This window comes from Corallococcus terminator, assembly GCF_049194865.1.
Classification (GTDB): Bacteria; Myxococcota; Myxococcia; order Myxococcales; family Myxococcaceae; genus Myxococcus; species Myxococcus terminator_A.
The window spans coordinates 1-16,687 of record NZ_JBLZWL010000023.1 but is presented as its reverse complement, the minus strand read 5'-3'; the positions used below and the strand labels follow the sequence as shown (position 1 = coordinate 16,687).

Sequence of the window (16,687 nt, the reverse complement as noted above, 5' to 3'; positions counted from 1 at the left end):
TCCGCGGCCATGGGTTCCGTCGCCACTTCAACCCCGCTCGCCCTCGCGTGCGCGCTGCTCCTCTGCACCTCACCGGCGAAGTCCCAGCCGATGGACCCGGATGCCCCGCCGATTTCGGCGGTCTCCCTCACCGTGAGCGGAGGCGTGTCCCTGGGCGTGTACGAAGCGGGCTTCCTGTACTACGCGCTCGCCTCGTCGCGGGGGAACCCGCAGGTGGACCTCCGCCTGCTCACGGGCGCCTCCGCCGGCAGCCTGAACTCGCTGCTCGCGGTGATGGCCGCCTGTGGCGCCCAAGCGCCCTCCCCCGAGCAGTCCCTGTTCTGGCGCACCTGGATTCCCATCGGCTTCGACCGCCTCTTCCTGCGGTCCTCGACGTCCCCGCTGGGCATCTTCTCGCGCGAGGCGCTGGAGCACGGCGCGGCCGGCATCGAAGAGGCCTGGAAGAAGGGCCTGAGCCCCTCGTGTGATGTGGTGCTCGGCGTCTCCACCACGCGCGTGGAGCCCCGGGTCCTCTGGGCCGCGAACGACCGGCTGCCGCTGCCTCGCATCGAGGAGAAGTTCGCCATCCGCATCCAGGGCCGAGGGCCCGGCAAGCCCCCGCGCGCCACCAACTACACGACCCCCGGCAGCCGTCGCATGGAGCCGCTGCTCGTCACGGATGACCAGGGCGAAATCCCCTTCGAGCACCTGCGCAACCTCATCCTCGCCTCCATGTCGTTCCCCGTGGCCTTCCCGCCCCACTCGCTGCCCACCTGCGAGTCGAAGAGCACCAAGGCCACCCCCGCGGTGTGCCCCCAGGAGAAGGCAAAGACATCCCGGTTCATCGACGGAGGCATCTTCGACAACGCTCCGCTGCGGCTGGCCGTGGGGCTCGCACGAGACGGACTGAAGGCCTCCGACGACGGCAAGCTGCACTGGCGCGACGTCCCCACGCCCGGGGTGCGCGACACGCCCAAGGGCGTCACCTTCGCGTTCGTCGACCCCGACGCCACCGAATACCCCCTCCTGCCTCCCGCCGAAGCCCAGTCGGATGAGACGTCGCTGCCGGTGGAGCTGGCGGGGCTCATCGCCGCCCTCGTGGACACGGCGCGCTCGAAGGAGCTGTCGCTGCTGCTCGAAGAGGAGCCGAACATCGCACGCCACCTCGTCCTGCCGCGTCGGCACTTCCCCGCAGCGAGCGCCCCGCTCTTCGCGTTCCTGGGCTTCTTCGAGACCGAGTTCCGCACGTTCGACTTCTACCTGGGCATGTACGACGCCCGCAGGATGCTGGAGGACGTGGAGGAGGGAATCGCGCGCTTCGCCGAGCCCATCGGCGAGCCCACGGAGGAGCCCGGCGGATGGGCCCCGTTCACCTGCATGCGCGCCGTCTACGACGGAGCCTCGAACGCGACGCGGGCCTGTCAGGGCGACGCGCTGTCGGACTTCCGCGCGCTGCTCCAGGTGTCCCTGGACCAGCTCTACTTCGCGTGCGGCACCGCCAGGAAGGAAGCGTCCGAGGGCGCCAAATGGCGCAACAAGCACTGCGACCGCGCCATGGCGGGACAGCCTCCGCCCAAGGTCCCCGGCCTCTCCCCGAGCCGCTGGCCCGACTGGAAGAAGGGCGAAGAGGAGCCGGAGCTGGACTACTCGATGCGACTGCTCGGCGCCTATGGGTTCCAGTTTCGCGACCTCGGCGTGGAGCAGGGGCGCGGTGACCTCGCCATCGTCCGCATCCGCGAGTCCATTGGACGCGCGCTCCACCGGCTCACCTCGGCGCAGCCCGGCTCCGACAAGCAGGTGGTCGGCTTCGCGGGCAAGCTCGCGGCGGACAGCGTGGCGTTCGCGCCTCCCGACACCGTGCTGCACTTCACCATGGGGCCCACGCAGAGCGAGGTCGGCCTGAGCCTGGGCGCCTTCGCCTCCAAGCTCCCCACGGGCCTGCGCTTCGCCAGCGCCGTCGGCTTCCGGGGACTCGAGGAGGTGTTCTCCTCGGGAGGCGGCGAGTCCTTCTCCGTCGCGCTCGTGGGTGGACTCGAATACCGGCCGCGCACGGACCAGTCCTTCCTCGCGCAGAGCCGCTTCGGGCTGCGCGCCGGATGGATGCTCAGCGCCAATGACGGCTATGGAACGCAGGGCTGCGAGGGACGCGGCGCCAGTCGGGTGACGGCCTGCTCGCGCCCCGTCGTCCAGGCCCTTGCGGGCATGGCCTTCCTGGAGCGATTCCGCGTCCAGCTCGTCGGCGAGTGCTACCCGGGCTCGAAGAACCGGAAGACACTCTGGTCGGTAGCGCCTGGCCTTGGTGTGGAGCTGGCGCTCTAATCACTTTCTCGCCGCGTCCAAAGGAAGCCACGCCATGCAATGGAGAGCCCTGCTCTGCCCTGTCGTCCTCGTCCTGAGCGCCTGCTCGGAATCACCCGACCCCACACCCACGCCTCCGCGTCCGCTGAAGGCGGTCCTCTTCCCCTACATTCCAGACGCCGCGGGAGATGGCTTCGCGAGCCTCAAGCAGCGGCTCGAGGCAGACTTCGAGCGGGCGCACACGGACATCGACCTGGACATCGTGTTCGACTCGAACCTGGACCTCTATGACCTGGACGAAGGCGGCACGCTGAACCAGCTCCTCGGCCAGGGCACGGGGGCGGCCCAGGTGGTGGAGGTGGACACGCTGATTCTCGGCTCCCTCGCGTCGAAGGGCTGGATTCAGCCCGTGCCGGTGGAAGCAGGCGCCTCGCACCCCGCCGCCGAGGAGGCCGTGCGCATCTCCGGTGCGAGCTATGGCGTGCCCACCTACCTGTGCACCTACGTCGTCTATTCGAACAGCCCCCAGCTGCGGACGGCCACGGATGGGGCGTCGCTGGTGCGGATTCTCAGTGACGTGGCGCCCGGCAAGCGGCCCCTCGCGGTGAACTTCGACGGGAGCTGGACGTTGCCCTCCTCGTACCTGGATGCCTGGGCCGACACGCATCCGGGCACGGCGCTCTCCACCGCCATCACCCTGCCGCTGGACTCGCCGACGGTGGCGTCCTTCAAGACGGTGGTGGACAGCTGCTCGCTCCAGCAGGACGTCAACCCGTGCCTGGACGGCACGTACGACGGGAACACCGTGGCCGAAGAGGCCTTCGCGACGGAGCAGGCCAATGGCTTCATGGGCTACACCGAGCGCCTGTTCTTCATCCGCCAGGCCCGGCCCACCCAGCGGCTCCCAGAGGTCATCTCGGTGCCGCTCGGCACGGGCTCCGCGCCCGCGGTCTTCGTGGATGCCCTGGTGCTCAACGCGAGCTGCACCGGGGCGTGCGCGGAGGATGCCCGGGCCTTCACGACCTTCATGAGCGACCCCGAGGTGCGCGGCCTCATCGCCTTCAGCGAGGACGCGCCGCTGGGCACGTCGCCTCGCTACCTGCTCCAGGCCAACCGCGCCTTCTACCAGCAGGAGCCCGCGCGCTCGGACCCCATGTACCAGCGGTTCGAGCCGCTCCTGAACGGCGCCCGGCCCTATCCCAACCAGGGCTTCCCCGAGAACAGGCGGGCGATGCAGGCCGCGCTGCTTGAAGACCTGCAGTAACGAACGAACGGTGGGGACATGAGCCAGCCTCACCGTCGTCCACCGTATACCTAGGGAAGCGTCCACCCTTTCCCTGGAAGCCCCCATGCGACTGCTCTTGCTGAGCCTGCTCTGCCTCGTCTCCTCCGCCGGCTGCGGAGACGACAAGTCCGAGGACCCGAACTCCTCGCTCGCGGCCTGCTCGTTCACCGACAAGTGCGCGAGTGCCGACGAGGCCTGCTACGTCAGCCAGGTCTGTGGCCCCCCCGCTCCGAATGAAGAGCTCTATTGCCAGGAGGAGAAGGGCGACCGGAAGTGTCACCGCCGCTGCCAGGATGATGACACCTGCGGGCCCGGTGAGACGTGCAGGGAAGTCGAGTGGATCCAACGAACGGACGTCGTGGAATCCACCACCCTCTGCTTCAAGTAATTGAAGCCGCTGACAGAGAGGCCGGGGGCGCTGAAGCCCCCAGCCCCTCACCCACGGCCGCTCAGGGCTGGCCGAGGTTCGTCCAGGTGTTCGTCGCCGGGTTGTACCGCTCGATGGAGTCGTTGAGGTTCGTCGCGAGCAGGTAGCCGTTCGAGCTGAAGATGCGCGTCGCCGAACCGTGAATGGAGTTCCACACCGTGCCCGCGTACTTCATGATGAACGAGCCATCTGGACGCAGCCCGTAGACATCACCTCCGACGGCGACGTAGCTCCGACCCGAGAAACCGATGGGGGTCCACGTCGTGCCACCGTCGTAGCGCTCGATGGCGTCCTTCACGTTCGTCACGCGGTACATGCTGGTGCCACCGCTCACCAGCTCACTGGCGCCTCCGCCAATCACGGACCACGACGTCCCGGCGATCCAGCGCGCGACGTACGCGTCCTGCCAGGGGTCGATGCCAAACACCTGCGTCGTCGTCGAACCGAAGCGCGAGCCCGGCCCGCCGATGGTCGTCCACACGCCCGTCCCCGAGTTGTAGCGGAGCACGTTGCCCGTGGCCGCGTCGGTGGCGCAGAGGGCCCCCGCGCACGCGAAAATCTGCGCGGCGGGATTATTGCCGATGGTCACCCAGCCGGCGCCCGTGAACTGGACAGGCTGGCCGCCCCCCGGAATCTGGCCGTAGAGCGTGTTGCCCACGGCGACGAAGGCCTGGCCCGGGTTGCCCACCAGCGTCCACCCGGCGACGTCGCGCCGGTACAGGTCGCCCGTGGAGCGCTTGCGCGCGTACACCGTGCCGCTGCTCGTGCTGAGCACGTTGGTGGGCGCCTCATACAGCGACTGCGCGCCCTCCACGTCCCGCTGCGAGATGAAGTTCAGCGTGCGGGCCGGGTCCAACCAGCCGGGCTGGGACGGGTAGTGCATCGCCCCGCGGCCGTCGTAGCAGGTCAGCGGCCGGTAGCTGCTGGTGGTCACCATGCCGCAGCCCGCGGCGGTGTCGTGCTCGTGCACGAAGCCCAGCGAGTGGCCGAACTCGTGCGTCAGCACCGCGATGAACTGCGCATCCGTCCACGTCGACGTGGGGCCCAGCTCCAGGAAGCGCGTCGGCCGGGAGTAGGTGGGGAAGCCCATGCCGGCCTGGAGGCCGCTGAAGGTGAAGTTGCGCTCGACGTTGTACTTCACGTTGTTGTTGAGCCGGTTGCAGCTCGCCGAGTCCTCCGACACGACGTGCACGAAGCGCACGTTGGCGGCGGCCTCCCAGCCCGACGCGGCGCGGTGCATGAACTCGACGACGCGGCTGTAGTCCGCGCCGAAGTCGCTCGGCCGAATGCAGTAGGTGATGTTCCAGCGGTCCGTCCGGTTCCACGCGGCGTCAGCGCCTCCCACGCGGAACACGGAGAGCGCGTTGGGGTTCTGGGTGATGCTCTCCCAGTACTGGCGCACCATCGCCAGGTCGAGCATGCGCATGTCGCCCTCGACCAGGAAGTGGCCGTCGGGCGTGGTGACGACCTGCTTCGCGCGCCAGGCCTCGAAGGCCGCCTCGGTCTGCTCCGCGGAGGTGACCAGGTCGTCCTCCGGGCCCGTCCCGGTCGCCTCCGGTCCGCAGGCGCCCAACATCAGGCCCAACGAGGCCACGGCCAGCGTGGTCGTCCGCCACCCGTGACGTCGAGTGTGAGTCATGCTCGTCATGTGAACTCCCCCCGAGCGTCGAGGACGCGCCTCGGCGCCGGTGATGTGGTGTGGTTGCGCTTCAACGGGGCTGCGATGCGAGAACGAAGGGGGCGCGCGATATTCCCGCCCTCGCTGCCAGCGCCTCCACTCGCGTGCCCCCCGGACGCAGCCGCGTCCGAGCCGAACGCGGCCTGCCGGGACACGGACCACCTCGGAGCCCCTACCCCGTGGCCCCGTCTGGGACCGCGTGCGGCACGGTGGGTGCAGTGTTCGTCCGCGCGGTCGCGACCTCGACTTCCCGTTCCGGCGCGGTCACTCCCCCTCCCCCGGAAAGCACCAGCCAGCATGATCATCAAGTGCATGAGGTGTCATCAGGTCGCCTTCGCCTTCGAGTTCGAGAGCAAGAAGGTCTGCAGGGCGTGCACCAAGCTCCTCGCGGGGAAGCGCGCCGCGACGGGCAAGTTCCTCTACACGGGCAACACACGGGACCAACACAAGCGAAAGGTCCTGCAAGCCAGCACGCGGCTCACCGGCGTCACGAAGGGCCGGCACAAGCTCCGGCGCGCCCGGTCCGAGCCGTCGTCGCCAGACATCTCGGGTGGAATCTTCGAGCCCGCGATGGAATTGGAAGAGCCCACGGTCGTCGACGACACGGCGCCGTTCATCCCGCCCAGCATCCTGCGCATGCAATGCATGACGCTCTTCATCCCCTTCGACGCGGGGAACAACTTCTACCGGAACAACGCGAAGCAAGGGACCTTCGAGGCGGACTTCGTCCCCCAGGGCAACAACGTCTTCGCACCGCGCTCGAACCTGGCGGCGGCCCAGGCCCTCTCGGCCTTCAACACCAAGCCCTATCCCAGCCACCAGCCCTTCGAGGCACAGTCGACGCCCATGGAGGAGGCGGAGATCCTCGCCGGCTACAACAACATCGTGCTCAAGCACATCATGGCCTGCACGAACACCGTGGAGTGGAAGCGGCTCCATGCCTCCAAACCCATCGACGTGCATGCCCAGTTGAGCCGGCTCGTTCCCGAGGTCATCTTCCTCTCGGAGGAGCTCAAGGGCGCCCCATTCCCCTCGGTCCTTCAGCCCTGCGCGGAGCTCAAGTACCGGAAGATCGGCGGCATCCGCCAGCTGCTCGACCCCCAGGTCGACGCGAAGAACGAAATCGCGGCCTACGTGCTGATGGACGAGAACTTCATGACCCAGGTCGTCTACAACGCGAGGACCCTCGTCCGCAAAGGCGTCAAGCACGACGAGAAGTGGCTCTGCGTCCAGAAAATCCTTCCCGAGTTCAAAGTGTGCTTCGAGGTCGCGGGCGTGCACCTGGACGCGGGCTACACGGGCTTCTCGTCCGCCCCCAAGAAGAAGGAGGCGCTCGAGGAAGTGGGCCAGTTCGCGGTGGACAATGAGGTCGACGCGCTGCTGGGTGACCTGAACATGGACTCGTTCGAGCTGAACGGGGGGTTCTTCCCGAGCCGCTTCTCGTTCCAGCTGCACGCCGACAACACCGTCAAGCCCGTCTACACGCTGTCCCATTCCAACACCAACGCGAAGAACAACTACATGGGTGGGCTGATTGCCAACACCGACCAGGTCGAAACCGAAGCGATGAACCTGAGAGGCGAAGACACGGTGTCGCTGTCGCGCACGCTGGATGGGAGGTTCTACTCAGACCATCCGGCCATCATGGCGAACTACTTCAAGTCCTTCCCCGGCTGACCCCGCGCGGATTGGCGCATTCGTTCAAGCCCGCTCAGGCTCGCGCGCCTACCCTGGTGATGAAGCTGTCACCAGGAGGACTTGCATGGATGCGCCCGGTTCACCCTCGCCCACCGCCTTCCGCGTCGGGCGGACGCTGACGTGGTGGTTCGTCTCACTCGCGCTCGCCTGCTTCGCCGGCGCATGTGGCTGTGCGACGACACCCACCCGTCGCCTTGTCTTCCCCTCCGCCCCTCTCCCACCCACGGAGGTCCAGGCACCTGGCACGGTGCTGATGGTCCTCTCCGCCGCATCCGAGCAGAAGCTCGCGGATGGCAGCACCCGCTCGACGGGCGTCTTCCTGAATGAGTTCTACGAGCCTTATCGCGCGCTCGTCGACGCGGGCTATGAGGTGGTGCTCGCGACGCCGGGGGGACAGAGGCCCGCGTTCGACCCGGAGGGCCTGAAGCCGTCGTACTGGAAGGAGCGCCCCGAGGCGCTCGCCGAAGCGCAGGCCTTGGTGGCGCAGCTCCCCCAGCTCCAGGCGCCGCTTCCCCTGGCCGAGGTCCGCACGCGCGCGGAGACGTTCCAAGCCCTCCTCATCCCCGGAGGCCAGGGCGTCATGGTGGACCTGCTCGACGACGCGGAGCTGCACGGCCTGCTCGTCGACTTCGGGGCCACCGCCCGTCCCGTGGGGCTCGTGTGCCATGCCCCTGCCCTCCTGGCACGACTGTCCGCGAAGCAGAGCCCCTTCGCGGGGCGGCGCGTCACCTCCGTGTCCGGCTTCGAGGAGTGGTACATCGAGACGTTCGTCATGGGCGCGCGTGCACAGGTGCGAGGCATCGGAGACCAGCTCGACGAGGCGGGCTATGAGCATGAGACGGCCTTCCCGGGCCGCTCGCGCGCCGTGAGAGACTGCAACCTGGTGACGAGCCAGAACCCCTTTTCCGGCGCTGACTTCAACGCGCTCTTCCTCGCCGCGCTCGCGGACTGGCGCAACGCGGGGCGGTGCGAGCTGGAAGCCAGCGCGTCTCCGGACGTCGCTCCTTGAGGAGGACCCGCTGACCATGGAGGACCAGGGCGTCATGACGAGCGCGGCGCTGAGCGCCGTGCTGAAGGCCGTCGTCGCGCGGGACTACCCGGGGATTCCCACGGAGGGTCGCGACAAGGTCGCCATCCTCCAGGACGTGATGGATGCCCATGGGTGGCGCCCGGTGCTGGAGCTGGGCCGGTCGCTCAGGGCCTTGTCATCGCATCCCGTGCTGCGCGCGCTCTGCGCGGGGCAGACGCCCCGGCACACGGTGGAGCGGTGGAGCACGCTCGAGCGCTTCATGCACTCCCGGCACCGGACACGACTCGTCGAACATGACCTGGCGCGTGCCCGGATGACGCTGCGCCACGTGGCCATCGACGGCGGGAGGATTCGCGTCGTCAACGACCTGTTCATCTGGGGCGTCCTCGTCGCCATCCTGGAGACCGCGGGCTTCACGGGCCTGACGGTGTCGCTCGCGTGCCCCTCCGGCGCGGACGTCGTCATCCACGGTGGGACTTCCAGGCTCGGCCCCCGGAAGCTGCCCCCGGTCACCGACGTGGCCACCTTCTCGTGGAAGCCCGCGCGACAGGCTCCTCCCCCCGTGAGCGAAGCGCCCGTGCAGGAAGCGCCGGGACCGGTCCGCGACCGACTCCAGCGGCTCATGAGCGGAGACCTGCTCCACCCCTGGACGCTCGAGGAGAGCGCACAGGGGCTCGCCTTGTCCCGCCGCACCCTTCAACGCGCCTTGCACGAGGAAGGGACGACCTTCTCGGAGACCCTGCAGCGCTCGCGGGTCGACGCCGCGCACGGGCTGCTGGGCGATGCGAGCTTGACGCTCACGGACGTCGCGTTCTGCACGGGCTTCTCCGACCAGGCACACTTCTCCAGGACCTTTCGCAAGTACAACGACATCCCTCCCTCGGCGCTGCGAGAGCTGATGCGCTCCGCTGGCGCCAAAGGCCGCGTTTGAGCGGCCCCTTGATGGGGGCCAATGGCACACACTGACATTGGCCGCTGGAGGACAGGTGTGGGCCTGGGGCTCCAACGCCCAAGCGCCCGTCAGTACTCCGGGCGGGGCGTCAACCCGAGCTGCTCCCGGAGCTTGTTCTCGGTGGGATGCGAGGGCCGGATGTCCGGCGTGCTGGCGTTGCCGTCGTGGTCATAGGGCAGCCCCGTCGCGGCCAGCTCACGGTTCTTCACGCCGTCCGTCTCTCCCGGTGCGCGCGTCCCCGTGGCGTAGTTGTAGCCATGCACCAGCTCGTGAAAGAGCGTGGTGACGGGGGGACGCACCTGCCAGGGCTTGTCTCCTTCGTAGTACTCCGTATCCGTGGGGTTGTAGTTGATGTTCGCGTCCGAGCCCGGCCCCGGCGTCCCGTCGGGCCGCAACCACGAGTCGTCGTCGTTGGTCGGAGAGGCCGAGTCTCCACCCGAGGTCTCCCGGATGGTCGTCGACCTGCCGCTGGCATCCAGCCCCGAGAGCAGCTCCCGTCCCACCGGGAGCGACTCCAGCGCCTCCAGGTCCGACTGCACGCGCGCCTGGAAGTTCGCATCCCCCTTCACCGTCACCGACGTGCCCACGTCCTTGCTCAGGTCCACCGTGGTGACGGTGTCCTGCTTCGAGCGCGCCACGGTGTCGTCCTTCTGTGAATAGACCTCGTCGCGCCCGGAGCCGCCGTCAATGGCATCCTTGCCGGCCCCTCCCGCGAGCACATCGCTCCCGGAGCCGCCGGCCAGCTTGTCGTTGCCCCGGCCGCCAATCACCTGGTCATTGCCGGAGTCGCCCTTGAGGCTGTCGTCGCCACGGCCACCATCGAGGTAGTCCCGCCCCGCCCCGCCGCTCACCGCGTCGTTGCCGCCCAGGCCATACACCACGTCCCGGCCATCACCGCCCCGGATGGAGTCATCACCCGAGCCACCCTGGAGATAGTCATCTCCCTTTCCTCCATCGATGGCCACGCCCGTCTTCACGTTGGCGTCCACGGTAATCTGGTCGTTCCCGTCGCCGCCCTTGATGACCACATTCTCGGCCTGCTCCGCCGTGAGCTGGAGGGTGGTGCCCCCGCTGGTGATGGTCAGCCCACCCTTGGGTCCCTGGGAGACAGTCGCCGTGTCGTCACCCGCGCCCAGGTTCACCACCGTCCGCCCGGACTTGTCCTCGCTGACTGTCGGCGGCGTCGCGCTCGGCCTGGCGCGAGCCGCTCCCGTCAAGTCCGGTCCGGACTTCCGCTGGGCCGCATCAAAGGAGTCCCGCGCGAAGGCGCTCGCCGGCTTCGCGGCCTGAGGGAGGACGGGCTTCGGCTTCGCCAACTCGACCTTCGGCGGGGACAAGAACGGCTTCGCGAGGACCTTCGCGGCGACCTTGGTACCGGACATGGAGGTGTTCCTCAGGGACAGGGAGACCCCTCCTACGACCCGAGCCCGAAGACGGTTACACCCGCGCACTTCAGGAGCAGCGGGCCCACCAACGACAGGGTGCGTCATGCCTCCGCGGGGGCACGGCTCACTGCTTCACGAGGGCCGCCTCGAGGATGCGAGCATTCACCGCGCAGCTGTCCCTCGATGCGCCCTCATCCCCAGGCGTCTTCGAGTGGTGGCGTGAAAGGCTCCTGCTCGGCGTGACACCCGAGCAGGGCCAGACAAAGCGGAAGGAGCGTGCTCAGCCGCGAGCCGAGCCACCACGGAGTGACTGCCAGTCCAGGTGGTGTGCTCCTCACGTACGCGACGCTCAAGGGGCGCAGTAGGCGATGTGCTGCTGGGTGTAGCGGCCCCGCTGCTCGCCGAACTTGTTGAGGATATCGGGGCAGTCGCAGTACTCGCGGCCGACCTCGACGTTGTTCACGTACCAGTAGCGGTTGAAGGCGCGCGTGCCGTCACAAGCCCAGATGAGCGCCTGCTCGGTCGACTCGATGACCTCCGCCTCCTCCACGGACTGCGCCTCGGGGGCACCACCACAACCACTCAGGACCAGCGCGACGACACAGGCCAGCTTCACGGGCTGCTTGAACATGCTCGACTCCCATCAGTGAAGGTATCGCCGAGCACATCTATCACAGGAGCAACTGCATTTCGAGCCAGTCTTGTTTTCTTCGGGTGAAACATATCCAGGCTCACGCGACGACGAAGCCTCCAGGGGAAGAGGACCTGGAGGCCTCGCCGCGACGGGAGTCAGGTGGACGAGGGCGTCAGCCTGCGCCACTCCAGGACGAATACGGAATGGCTGCCCCCCAGCGTGAGGGGGTCGGTGCGCAGGAAGAGCTGCTGGCCATCCAGGACGGCCTTGCGTCGCTGCACGGTCCCAATCCAGTTCGGAAAGAGGCTGCCCTGGACGTGGTGAGAGACCACGTCCGTCTTCTCGTCGACCTCGTAGGTCCCGAAGTACACGGCGGCCCCGTCCAGCGCGGCCTTCGCTTCCTCGCCCTGGCTCCGCATGGGATCCGCGGACTGGAAGGGGGCGCGGTCCCCCCGCATGAGCTGCACGGACATGTTTCCCTGGCCGTCATACATCAACATCCCCAGGAGCTGCTCTCCGAAGGGATGGACCTTGCTGCCATCAGGCAGGAGGCTCACCATGGATACGAGCTGCCAGGTACCGATGAGTCTATCCTTGAGCATTGATTCATCTCCTCTGGGTAGGGTCGAAATCAACGCGAGTCAGGCGTCGCGTCGACCTGAATGGCGGCCAGGAACTTCCCTTGAGCATTCTCCACGGTGATCTTGAACTGGCCAGCCGCTTCGGCGGCACAGGTCAACCGCACCGACTCCCCCGGGAAAGGCACGTCCTTGCAAGAAGACATACATCTATTGATGCGATAGACGTCGAAGCCAGGGAAGTGGCTCACCAGGGACACCGCATTCCCCACCAGGATGGTCAAGGGACATATCGCCCGCACGTCGAAGTGGCCGGCGAAGTCCTCGCGGGTCAACCCATCCAACTGGGCCTTCAGCACCTCACCGGGCTTCACCCAGTCCAGCTTCATCGGTCGCACCGGGTTCTGGTGGGGATTGGGCTGACCGGGAGTCCACGCCTTCGCGGGTGCCTCATCCGCCCCCTTGATGGCCACGAACTTCTCCTCCGTGAGGGTGATGCACTCCCCATGCATGACCGCGTAGCGCTCGCCCTCCTCCGTGAAGCACGTCGCGGTCGCCTTGAAGTAGGGGAGCTGCTGTTTCTCTTCGATGCTGGTCACTCGTCCCTCGCAGCGAAAGGATTTCGTCCGGGTCGCCTTGACCGGGAACACCTGGAGATCTGCCTTGGCGGCGAGGTAGTAGCGCTTGGCCTGAACGGGGTTCGCCGCGGCGCAGGTCAGGACCGCGTGGAGCGCCGAGAAGCGAAGCGCCTCCGAGCAGTTCAGCAACGTCGTCTCGGAGTATCGCTGCTGCTCCGGCTTGAACCGACCGTGCAGCACGCCATCGACGACGTTCAAGTCGTAGGCATTGACATACGGCGCGGACTCTCCAATGAGGTCGATTAGGTTCGCCATCGAAATCATCCTTTCCAGTCGTCACTTCGTCAGGCGCAACATGTCCAGCGGGCCTGTTTCGAGGCAACTGGACCCAGGTCGAATGGCTGGCGCCGCACCGACGCTCATCTTGCCAGTGATTGACCGCCTGGAGATAGCGCAGCCAGGCGTCGTTGCTTCTGACGCCCGCAGTCTGCGGGCGAGCAGATGTGCCACGCCTTCGCCCGCAACGACAGACATCTGCCCCTGGGAGGCGCCACCTCTCGCCAGTGCGGGGTGGGGGCGTGACAAGCGCAGCCGAGTGCCGACTGACCAGGGGGAGACGACGCCTTGGCCCGTCACGAACCCGACGCTGGGAGCGAAGACTGGCCGGCTACTTGAGCGGAAGCCGAGCCTCGGCGGCGGGCCTCACGGGCGGCGCCTCCCGCTTGAAGGAGGCCCATGACACGGAGACCTCAGCGCCGGCCTCGTCGCGCCCATGGAGGACATCCACTACTTGCTTCACGGTCTCCGACAGCTCGGACGGGCGCACCGTGACAAAGCCCCGGAAGCCACCCCGGCCAGCCTCCTCCTCCACGGTGATGACCTGGCGCCACTCACGCGTCATGGACTCCACCTGGTCATCCCAGTGAAGAGTCATTCGCTCCACGCGCTCCCAGGTGACGAAGCCTTGCTCCGGGACCGCGACAGACACCTCGCTTCGCCACACGTCCGAGTCCGCGCGCGTGCGTGACAGCGTGAGCGTCGCCGGCAGCGGCGCGTCGGAAGGTGGCTGACCCCGCACACCCACGAAGGCGGTGGCGCTCAGCGCGGCACCCGCACGGCGACTCGTCGTGAGCCGCACCGTGAAGGTCCGGACGTCCAGCGACTCCAACGCCCGAGTGTCATAGGCATGCTCCACCTCGGGCCCGGAGGTGGAGGCGGTCCGTCCGTCACCAAAGTCCCAGGCATATCCGGTCAGCGCCTCGGACTCCGGAGAGACAGCACGCAAGAGGAAGGCGCCGTTGGCGCGCTGGATGACTTCGACCTTCAGCCTGCCCTCCTCGCGGGCCGCGCCGTCATCACAGTCACGGACCTCGATTCGATGCAGCGCCTCGGCCAGGATGCCCACACGCCGTCCACCCAGGTCCTTGCACACCTGGAAGCGCACGAAATAGGTACCCGGCTCAGCCGGCGCGTGCCACTGGAGTCGAGCCCCCGGATGCAGCTCGGCCGCAGCATCCCGCCCGGGCCACACCCAGCGGTAGAGGACACCCGACTCCAGCGCGCCCCCCACCCTCCCCGTCAGGGAGACCTGCCCGCCCGCACAGGTCCAGGGCCGATCCACCTCGATGCGCTCGATGACGGTGCTGGAGGCAAGCACCACCCGCTCCTCGTTCAGCGCCGCCGACAGGGCCTCTCCCGAGACCTGGGAGGGAACGAGCACGGAAGCCTCGCGGCCCACACGAGCCGAGGCAGCCCGCGGTGTCACCACCGGCACGACCGAGACCTCCGGCCTCACGGTCTCCGGGCGCCGGACACCCTCTCCCACACCGTCACGCGCGAGGAGCACCACCGCCAGGGCCAGCAACAGCACGACGGCGCCCGTGGCGACGGCCACGCGCCCCCGGAAGCGGACTCGAGGGGATTCGAGCGACATACGAAGGCTCGCGACGGCGTCAGAAGCCGAAGTCGTCGAGGTGCCGGCGATACCCCTTCGAGTTGGTCCGGTACCACTGGTCGTCCCAGCCCTTGAAGTCGACGTCGTCGAGCAACCGCTCCGTCTTGCCGTTCAGCACCACCGAGTTGATGAGCTGCACCGCCGTGGACCCCACGTTGCGTGACACCAGCGGCGTGGACGCCGTATCCAGGTACTGGGCCACATGGCGGCTGCAGTAATCCTGGGCGAAGCAGCCGCTGTCACAGGTGGAGAGGTTGTTGTACGTCGCGTGCTTGTCCTCGGCGACATACAGCACGGGCCAGCCCCGGTAGGCATTGCGCGAGTCACGCGTGTCGTATTCCAGCTGCTCGTACGAGTACCAGGCCGACGACTCACACACGCTCTTGCGGTGCGCCGACAGGTAGACCCAGTCGAGGTACCAGCGTCCACCGGAGTAATGGACCTCGAGAATCTGGAACTCGGGGTCGCCGTCGTGGCCGGTGGTGACGCCGGTGTCGTCGAAGAAGGTGTCCAGGTAGAAGATTCGCAGCGTCCGCGGCGCGAACCCCTCGCTCTTCACCGCATAGTAGGGACGGCGCTCGTAGCCACTCTCTCCGGTGTCAAACCAGAACAGCGGCATGAACCAGCGCGCGACCTGGTGCTCACAGTCGTCGCTCAGGCCATCCCGGTCCGCGTCCGTCCCCGTGCCCCAGCAATTGTCACCGTAGGGAATGACGGACAACCCATCCGCGCGCGCCTCTACGTATACGAGGGTGAGCAACAGCGCCACCAACGCGGCGACGCAGTGCGCCGCACGAACACCGGGTCGACCTGAACCTCGACGCGCACTCAGATGGCCTCGACGCATTCTCTGCCCACCTCGAAATCCATGAAAGACTCAACTTCATACACTTCCAGGAGGCAGAGCAACACATGGTTCTCACCGCAGGTACTTCTCGCCGCGTCTTTTCATGGATGAATCTGGCCCTGCTGTTCGGAGGCACCCTCGCGGGCTGTGGCGGTCCGCTGGAGGCCGGCGACACGCTGGAGGCGCAGCCCCAGGCACTGGCCTACCCCAGCGGCGCCAGCAGGACGGTGGTGTCGCGGCGCGTCGTCTACAAGAACGCCTCGGGCGCCTATCAGGCGGCGGCCGGCTTCGAGCAGTTCCGCGCGGCGGGCGCCTCTGACAGCACGCTCCACAACATCCGCATCGCGGAGGCGGATGCACCCGCGGTGCGCGAGGCCCTCGTCGTCATGTCGGCGGGCCAGAAGATTTCGAGCAGCGGCCACTCCAGCGGCGTCACGGGACAGTCCTCCAACTGGGACTCGACCTGCGACAGCGTCTCCTGTCCCAATGTGGGGCTGGACGGCCGCTCGCTGGCGATGAAGCTGGACACCCTGGGCTGGTTTCCTCGCGGGAAGACCTATCTCGCCCTGGTCAACGACAGCAACTTCGACCACCTGGACGGCAGCGACACCAAGCAGCGAATCGTCAACGGGTTCGCGGGCTGGCTGCAGGCCCAGGTCCGTCCGGAGACGCGCTCCATCTATCTGGCGGGCAGCTCGCGCGGCGGCTGTCTGGTGATGCTCGTGGCCCAGGCGCTTCGCACGAACACGGCGCTCGACGGCATCGACATCTATGTGTCGTCGTTCGACGGCGTGTGTCGCAACAGCCAGGACGAGTTGGGGACCTTCGACACCAAGATCAACAACCCCGTGCGGCCCTGGGGCACGTTCTATGGCGCGTGGGCCACGAACCTGAACGCCCAGTTCCCCCGTCGTGACCGGCTCCACCTCTTCCACGTGGTGGGAGGCCAGGAGGTCGCCCCGGCCACGGGCATCCGCGCCTTCTCGGGGTACGCCGGCGCCACGCCGCCGTCCACGGGAAGCAACCTCGACTGGGGTTGGTACAAGCAGACGTGGGTGAAGTGGAAGCACAAGGAGATTGGCAACCCGTACACCGAGCCCAGCGCATCCGAGCAGGCACAGGTCGTATCGGAGACCATCGACGCGCACCTGACGTGGCTCGACGCCCGTATCCCCTAGCGTCTTCCAACCGGGCAGCAAGAGAGCAAGCGAGATGCGACAGTGACGGGCCTGCCAGGTCTCCAGGACTGGCAGTTGCCATGGACACGAAGGCTGCCCAATGGCATCTTGCCGCAAGTCCATACACACAACGAGAGGTCCACCTCACCATGAAGATTTCATCCCTGCCATCCATTGCCGCCGTGG

General features: G+C 67.5%; 14 protein-coding genes. 7 read left to right on the top strand and 7 right to left on the bottom strand.

The window, feature by feature from the left end:
* Positions 1-9: 9 nt before the first annotated feature.
* The 3 genes from ACN469_RS10620 (at position 10) to ACN469_RS10610 (ending at position 3,950) form a co-directional block, all read left to right on the top strand.
* Positions 10-2,298: a patatin-like phospholipase family protein gene (locus tag ACN469_RS10620; protein ID WP_498766758.1), complete on the top strand. Its 2,289-nt coding sequence runs from the start codon at positions 10-12 to the stop codon at positions 2,296-2,298.
* A 34-nt stretch (positions 2,299-2,332) separates the two neighbouring features.
* A complete protein-coding gene (locus ACN469_RS10615) occupies positions 2,333-3,541 on the top strand; it encodes an extracellular solute-binding protein (protein ID WP_498766756.1) in 1,209 nt (402 codons plus the stop codon).
* A gap of 85 nt (positions 3,542-3,626) precedes the next feature.
* Positions 3,627-3,950, top strand: a complete 324-nt coding sequence (locus ACN469_RS10610) for a hypothetical protein (RefSeq protein ID WP_498766754.1) — start codon at positions 3,627-3,629, stop codon at positions 3,948-3,950.
* A 61-nt stretch (positions 3,951-4,011) separates the two neighbouring features.
* Here ACN469_RS10610 and ACN469_RS10605 read toward each other — a convergent pair whose 3' ends face one another.
* Positions 4,012-5,628, bottom strand: coding sequence for a M57 family metalloprotease (locus ACN469_RS10605; RefSeq protein ID WP_498766752.1), 1,617 nt, complete (start codon positions 5,626-5,628; stop codon positions 4,012-4,014).
* A 351-nt stretch (positions 5,629-5,979) separates the two neighbouring features.
* On the opposite strand from ACN469_RS10605, the gene ACN469_RS10600 reads away from it, so the two are divergent.
* The 3 genes from ACN469_RS10600 to ACN469_RS10590 all read left to right on the top strand — a co-directional run bounded on the left by ACN469_RS10600 (position 5,980) and on the right by ACN469_RS10590 (position 9,326).
* Positions 5,980-7,344: a hypothetical protein gene (locus tag ACN469_RS10600; RefSeq protein WP_498766750.1), complete on the top strand. Its 1,365-nt coding sequence runs from the start codon at positions 5,980-5,982 to the stop codon at positions 7,342-7,344.
* Positions 7,345-7,429: 85 nt separating this feature from the next.
* Positions 7,430-8,374, top strand: a complete 945-nt coding sequence (locus ACN469_RS10595; RefSeq protein ID WP_498766748.1) for a type 1 glutamine amidotransferase domain-containing protein — start codon at positions 7,430-7,432, stop codon at positions 8,372-8,374.
* Between the two features lie 16 nt (positions 8,375-8,390).
* Positions 8,391-9,326 carry a helix-turn-helix transcriptional regulator gene (locus tag ACN469_RS10590; protein WP_498766746.1) on the top strand — a complete coding sequence of 312 codons (936 nt, stop codon included), beginning with the start codon at positions 8,391-8,393 and terminating at the stop codon, positions 9,324-9,326.
* 89 nt (positions 9,327-9,415) lie between these two features.
* On the opposite strand, the gene ACN469_RS10585 is transcribed toward ACN469_RS10590, so the two are convergent.
* The 6 genes from ACN469_RS10585 to ACN469_RS10560 all read right to left on the bottom strand — a co-directional run bounded on the left by ACN469_RS10585 (position 9,416) and on the right by ACN469_RS10560 (position 15,245).
* Positions 9,416-10,729 carry a M91 family zinc metallopeptidase gene (locus tag ACN469_RS10585; protein WP_498766744.1) on the bottom strand — a complete coding sequence of 438 codons (1,314 nt, stop codon included), beginning with the start codon at positions 10,727-10,729 and terminating at the stop codon, positions 9,416-9,418.
* Between the two features lie 352 nt (positions 10,730-11,081).
* Entirely contained in the window at positions 11,082-11,363 is a 282-nt protein-coding gene (locus tag ACN469_RS10580; protein WP_498766742.1) for a hypothetical protein, read from the bottom strand.
* 158 nt (positions 11,364-11,521) lie between these two features.
* Positions 11,522-11,968, bottom strand: a complete 447-nt coding sequence (locus ACN469_RS10575; protein WP_498766740.1) for a lipocalin-like domain-containing protein — start codon at positions 11,966-11,968, stop codon at positions 11,522-11,524.
* 29 nt (positions 11,969-11,997) lie between these two features.
* A complete protein-coding gene (locus ACN469_RS10570; RefSeq protein WP_498766738.1) occupies positions 11,998-12,837 on the bottom strand; it encodes a hypothetical protein in 840 nt (279 codons plus the stop codon).
* Between the two features lie 352 nt (positions 12,838-13,189).
* Positions 13,190-14,455 carry a PKD domain-containing protein gene (locus ACN469_RS10565; RefSeq protein ID WP_498766736.1) on the bottom strand — a complete coding sequence of 422 codons (1,266 nt, stop codon included), beginning with the start codon at positions 14,453-14,455 and terminating at the stop codon, positions 13,190-13,192.
* A gap of 19 nt (positions 14,456-14,474) precedes the next feature.
* Positions 14,475-15,245, bottom strand: coding sequence for a hypothetical protein (locus ACN469_RS10560; RefSeq protein ID WP_498766877.1), 771 nt, complete (start codon positions 15,243-15,245; stop codon positions 14,475-14,477).
* 143 nt (positions 15,246-15,388) lie between these two features.
* Here ACN469_RS10560 and ACN469_RS10555 point away from each other — a divergent pair, with 143 nt between their 5' ends.
* Positions 15,389-16,501 carry a hypothetical protein gene (locus ACN469_RS10555; protein WP_498766734.1) on the top strand — a complete coding sequence of 371 codons (1,113 nt, stop codon included), beginning with the start codon at positions 15,389-15,391 and terminating at the stop codon, positions 16,499-16,501.
* The last annotated feature ends 186 nt before the right edge of the window (positions 16,502-16,687 follow it).

Excerpts from the sequence above, each read along its gene's own strand:
- ACN469_RS10620 (WP_498766758.1), top strand. The coding sequence starts at position 10 with ATGGGTTCCGTCGCCACTTCAACCCCGCTCGCCCTCGCGTGCGCGCTG.
- ACN469_RS10615 (WP_498766756.1), top strand. The coding sequence starts at position 2,333 with ATGCAATGGAGAGCCCTGCTCTGCCCTGTCGTCCTCGTCCTGAGCGCC.
- ACN469_RS10610 (WP_498766754.1), top strand. The coding sequence starts at position 3,627 with ATGCGACTGCTCTTGCTGAGCCTGCTCTGCCTCGTCTCCTCCGCCGGC.
- ACN469_RS10605 (WP_498766752.1), bottom strand. The coding sequence starts at position 5,628 with ATGACTCACACTCGACGTCACGGGTGGCGGACGACCACGCTGGCCGTG.
- ACN469_RS10600 (WP_498766750.1), top strand. The coding sequence starts at position 5,980 with ATGAGGTGTCATCAGGTCGCCTTCGCCTTCGAGTTCGAGAGCAAGAAG.
- ACN469_RS10595 (WP_498766748.1), top strand. The coding sequence starts at position 7,430 with ATGGATGCGCCCGGTTCACCCTCGCCCACCGCCTTCCGCGTCGGGCGG.
- ACN469_RS10590 (WP_498766746.1), top strand. The coding sequence starts at position 8,391 with ATGGAGGACCAGGGCGTCATGACGAGCGCGGCGCTGAGCGCCGTGCTG.
- ACN469_RS10585 (WP_498766744.1), bottom strand. The coding sequence starts at position 10,729 with ATGTCCGGTACCAAGGTCGCCGCGAAGGTCCTCGCGAAGCCGTTCTTG.
- ACN469_RS10580 (WP_498766742.1), bottom strand. The coding sequence starts at position 11,363 with ATGTTCAAGCAGCCCGTGAAGCTGGCCTGTGTCGTCGCGCTGGTCCTG.
- ACN469_RS10575 (WP_498766740.1), bottom strand. The coding sequence starts at position 11,968 with ATGCTCAAGGATAGACTCATCGGTACCTGGCAGCTCGTATCCATGGTG.
- ACN469_RS10570 (WP_498766738.1), bottom strand. The coding sequence starts at position 12,837 with ATGGCGAACCTAATCGACCTCATTGGAGAGTCCGCGCCGTATGTCAAT.
- ACN469_RS10565 (WP_498766736.1), bottom strand. The coding sequence starts at position 14,455 with ATGTCGCTCGAATCCCCTCGAGTCCGCTTCCGGGGGCGCGTGGCCGTC.
- ACN469_RS10555 (WP_498766734.1), top strand. The coding sequence starts at position 15,389 with ATGGTTCTCACCGCAGGTACTTCTCGCCGCGTCTTTTCATGGATGAAT.